The 3,987-nt window shown below is 44.6% G+C and carries 5 protein-coding genes; 2 read left to right on the top strand and 3 right to left on the bottom strand.

Features of this window, described 5'->3' with window-relative positions; genetic code table 11:
• The first annotated feature begins 342 nt into the window (after positions 1-342).
• Positions 343-537: a hypothetical protein gene (locus tag KAH81_05760; protein MCK5833161.1), complete on the top strand. Its 195-nt coding sequence runs from the start codon at positions 343-345 to the stop codon at positions 535-537.
• On the opposite strand, the gene KAH81_05755 is transcribed toward KAH81_05760, so the two are convergent.
• Positions 525-770, bottom strand: a complete 246-nt coding sequence (locus KAH81_05755; protein MCK5833160.1) for a hypothetical protein — start codon at positions 768-770, stop codon at positions 525-527. The genes KAH81_05760 and KAH81_05755 overlap by 13 nt on opposite strands.
• A gap of 1 nt (position 771) precedes the next feature.
• Positions 772-1,878, bottom strand: a complete 1,107-nt coding sequence (locus KAH81_05750; protein MCK5833159.1) for a nitronate monooxygenase — start codon at positions 1,876-1,878, stop codon at positions 772-774.
• Between the two features lie 390 nt (positions 1,879-2,268).
• Here KAH81_05750 and KAH81_05745 point away from each other — a divergent pair, with 390 nt between their 5' ends.
• Positions 2,269-2,454, top strand: coding sequence for a hypothetical protein (locus KAH81_05745; protein ID MCK5833158.1), 186 nt, complete (start codon positions 2,269-2,271; stop codon positions 2,452-2,454).
• Positions 2,455-2,518: 64 nt separating this feature from the next.
• Here the strand turns inward: KAH81_05745 and KAH81_05740 are convergent.
• The coding region (locus tag KAH81_05740) for a hypothetical protein (protein MCK5833157.1) at positions 2,519-3,987 on the bottom strand (1,469 nt) is incomplete at its 5' end.

Genomic DNA, 3,987 nt, shown 5'->3' with positions numbered 1-3,987 from the left:
TGGCTTTTCGGCAATCGCCCTTTGAGCTTGAAATTATACAGCAACTGGTCGCTCTCGCCGTAACGCGTGACAATCAACTCTTTTATCGCAACCAACCTATTATAGAGGTCGATGTTGGACTCGTCGAGCGTTTGGAAGGCCTCGAACTTGTCCGCCTGCTCGGATGTCTGGTTTAGGAGCGCGGCGAGGAAATTATCGTAAGCCGCCGTTGCCCAATCGCTTATTCTGATCGGGAGTTCGAGTAATTATGAAAAACATTGTTCCTCCTTTTTACCCATAGGGGACAGTCTTACGCAGTCCCGTTCATTCGGGCGGGCGTAAAACCCGCCCCTACGGTTTATTTTGGCCGTTTTTCTCCCGTTACCGGTCATTGTAGCGGTTACTTCGGTCATTGTTCTCTACAATGGAGTGGGTAACGCCTGCAATGAAGCAAGAAACGCCGTCTTTGGCGACGGTAACGGGGTAAATGCTATTGGTAACGGCGTGTTTGGTCATATTTTGTATAATTCCGTTCAAATGAGCCTTCATTTTAGGTAAATGATGCGTTTTGTGACCGATTCATCCCCGACCGACGCGCGGACGAGATAAACGCCGGAGCCGATTACAGCGGAGAGTTGCCAGATGGTTGTAGGGACAGGCCCGTGTGCCTGCCCTTGTGAAGGGCGAACACAAGGATCGCCCCTACGGTAATATCTTCGATCATTCGTCCGTTTATATCGAATATCTCGATTTCCGCCCCCTCCGGCGCGGCGATGGCGAGGGACCTTCATCTTATGCTTGGGTAGATGCTGCTTTTTCGTATTCTTCCGATAAACTCTCAATAAGTTCTTTGACGGAGATGATTTTATCGATACGATAGGCATTAGCGCCTGCAAAAGCAAATCCGTCTTCAAGATTTCCTCTTTTGGCGCTGGTCAATGCGAGATTGATACAGTATGGGACTTCTCTGAAATCACATGGTTTCAAACATTTCCACGGACATTTAAACGGTTTCCTAATTCCTGCTGAAACATCAGCGAGGTATTTATTCTGAATCGCCCTTCCCGGCATTCCAACAGGACTGTCGATTATGATAATATCCTCACTTCTGCATTTTACATAAGCCTCTTTGAATTTTATGGAGGCATCACACTCGTGAGTTGCGACAAATCTGGTAGCCATCTGAACTCCACTGGCTCCCAACCGGATAAATTTATAAATATCCGCCCCTGTATATATGCCTCCTGCGGCGATTACCGGGATATTTTTGTTAAACTGCTGCTCAAAGGGTTTTATTACAGAAACAACATCGGGAAGTATCTTCTCCAGTGCATAATCAGGATTATCAATCTGCTTTTTTTTAAAACCGAGATGCCCACCAGCTAAAGGTCCCTCCACAACCACAGCATCGGGAGCATAATTATATTTTTTTGCCCAATGTTGAAATATAATTTTAGTAGCCCTTGCAGAAGATACTATAGGGACAACTTTAGTTGCAGTCTCTTTCAACCTGTCAGGTGATAGCGTTTTTGGGCTTTTAAGTGGAAGTCCTGCACCAACGAGAAGTAAATCCACCCCTTCATCAACTGCAGCCAATGCAAGGTCATCAACATCTGAAAGGGCTACCATCAAATTTATTCCAATAATCCCATCAGTCATTTTCTTAGCTTTTCTTATTTCTTTTCGCAATGCTCTTTTGTTCGCTTCTCTGAAATTTGTGGCAAAGTCGGGTTCAAGCATACCGACTCCAGCGGCGCCGATAATTCCAATAGCGCCCGATATCGCAACAGCCGAAGCCAGCCCCGATAGTGAAATGCCAACGCTCATGCCGCCTTGAAGAATTGGTATATCAGCAATCAAATCGCCTATATGTAGTTTCGGCATTTTTGTGAAATCCATATTCCGTTCTCCTTTGATAAAACATTGTTTTTTTCTCGCACCCATCGCTCCCGCGTTGGCGCGTTCTTATTCGACGCTGTGCGTCGGGTTGGTTGCGGGAATTGTTGTTTGGGTGAAATCGTCGTGTGTGCCGGCGGGCAAATTTCGTAGGGAGGGTCTTGTGCCCTCCCGCTTTCCGCGTTATCGCCAAACGGGCGAACACAAGGAATCGCCCCTACGCGTAATGCGAGGGCTTCGGGTCGCGTGCTATTTGCAATTCCTATACTCATGTTAAAAACAACATCGGACAAGGGTTTAAATATGTCAAGGAGAATAATAAAAAAGGGCGAAAATCTGCGATTGCGAAATCATGGGTTGCGTTATTTTCGGTAATTGTTGTTTGGGTGTTGTATGGGTTTGACGCTGCCAAATCCGGGATGTTTTTGTAAAACGGGCACTTTCGGTTACCGGCTTTATTATTATCTCCACGCAGTCGGTTATGCCGTCCAGCCCATACCAAATATCCCACAGCTTGCTCCCGTCCGTCCGCTGCCCGGTCGAGTCGATACTTATGCTAAAAGCATAAGTAGAATGTAGAATGCAGAATGGGTTGTGTTTCATTATACTGCTCCTTCTTTTTTAAAGGTTAGCGTCTACATAATCAGGGACCAACAATAATCCTCCCATGGCCACGGGATAAAAACCAATAACCGTATCCAGGAAACAATGAATCTGCGTCGTAATAATCGATCCCATTCCAACCATATGGAAATGCAGCATTCAATCCCGGCGGCTCTGTTCGTATAGCACATGAAGTTATAGGATTGTTTTTAGCACCGATTAAGTTCCAGCCGGGAAATAGCGTATCCGAATAGCTATATAGGTCTTTGTTTATCCAGACAGTGTCAGAGATAGCGCTGAAAATCCAATAACCTTTTCCAGGATCAAGAGTATCTAGAGGGTAGTAGTTACTGCTTAAGTTATCGTAACCATAGACTACACCTCCGAATATCGAGGCGTTCTCAGAGTTATTGCACGATAAAGAAACGAGATTCCAGCCGGCGTTTAACTCCAATCCTACTTCTTCTAGAACTGCCCACCTCCATCCTGTTGAAACGATACCCGCGCCATCATCGAAATCCCATTTATACTGCAGAGAATCGACGTGTTCATACCCATAAATAGCTGAATAATCGAAGATCGAACCATCCATATAACTATGGTCTAAGCTTCTGACAGTATAAGTCGTGCTGGAACCGTCGTTTATAGTTAATTGACTCGAAAGTGGTTGGTTATTATCGGTATCAGTGTAGGTGCATGAAAGGTCAAACCATGTTGTATCTCTGTCATAATCTGCTATATATGTGGGTAGAAGAGTGGGTGATGCGTTAGTTCCAATGTTATAATTATGGGTTTGACATATAATTCGACAACTTTTAGTTCTATCGTTAATAATTGAAGTAGAGCTAACAGGAACTAGGCTGTTTATCCACAATGACTTAATAGAGCATCCCGTGACAAATGAATTAGAAGCATTCGGCCATGTGCCCCAACCATTCGAAGTCAGAGTGCTTATTGGCACGCGAACAGAAAAATCTGCATCGTCGTCGGGATTCGACGGAGAACTATTCAGGTCGCCGATGCGTGCGAAATTATCGAGATAATCGTCCAGAGTGTCGTCCTCCGACCAGAATTTATAGATACCATCGCAGACATTGACTACGCCAGGAATGTTCACGTTGCAAATAACCACCCCAAAAAACAGGCTCTCCCGATATGCGATGTGAGCCACAACAACAACGCCCGCATGAAACTCAGAAAATCCTCCCATCCTAACTGCTGGGGAAACCTGCTTTTCTTGGCCATCATAACTCCTTTTTAAAAATTTTACACCGATAACAACACTTCTACAAAATAATTCGAGATTTTCCACATCGCTTTTATGACTTGCTACATTGGTTTCCCGACCCGCTACATTGCTTTTGTGACATACTACATTGCTTTTGTCAATTGCTACACTGCTTTTATGACATACTACATTGCTTTTGTCAATTACTACACTGCTTTTATGACATGCTACATTGCTTTTGTCAATTGCTACAGTGTTTTTTAGACATGCTACAGTAGTTC

The organism is bacterium, assembly GCA_023145965.1.
GTDB lineage: Bacteria > UBP14 > UBA6098 > UBA6098 > UBA6098 > UBA6098.
This window is presented reverse-complemented; position numbering and strand designations above follow the sequence as displayed.

Bases quoted from the DNA above. Each gene is read 5' to 3' on its own strand.
- KAH81_05750 (MCK5833159.1), bottom strand. From the start codon at position 1,878: ATGGATTTCACAAAAATGCCGAAACTACATATAGGCGATTTGATTGCT.
- KAH81_05745 (MCK5833158.1), top strand. From the start codon at position 2,269: ATGGGTTTGACGCTGCCAAATCCGGGATGTTTTTGTAAAACGGGCACT.
- KAH81_05755 (MCK5833160.1), bottom strand. From the start codon at position 770: ATGAAGGTCCCTCGCCATCGCCGCGCCGGAGGGGGCGGAAATCGAGAT.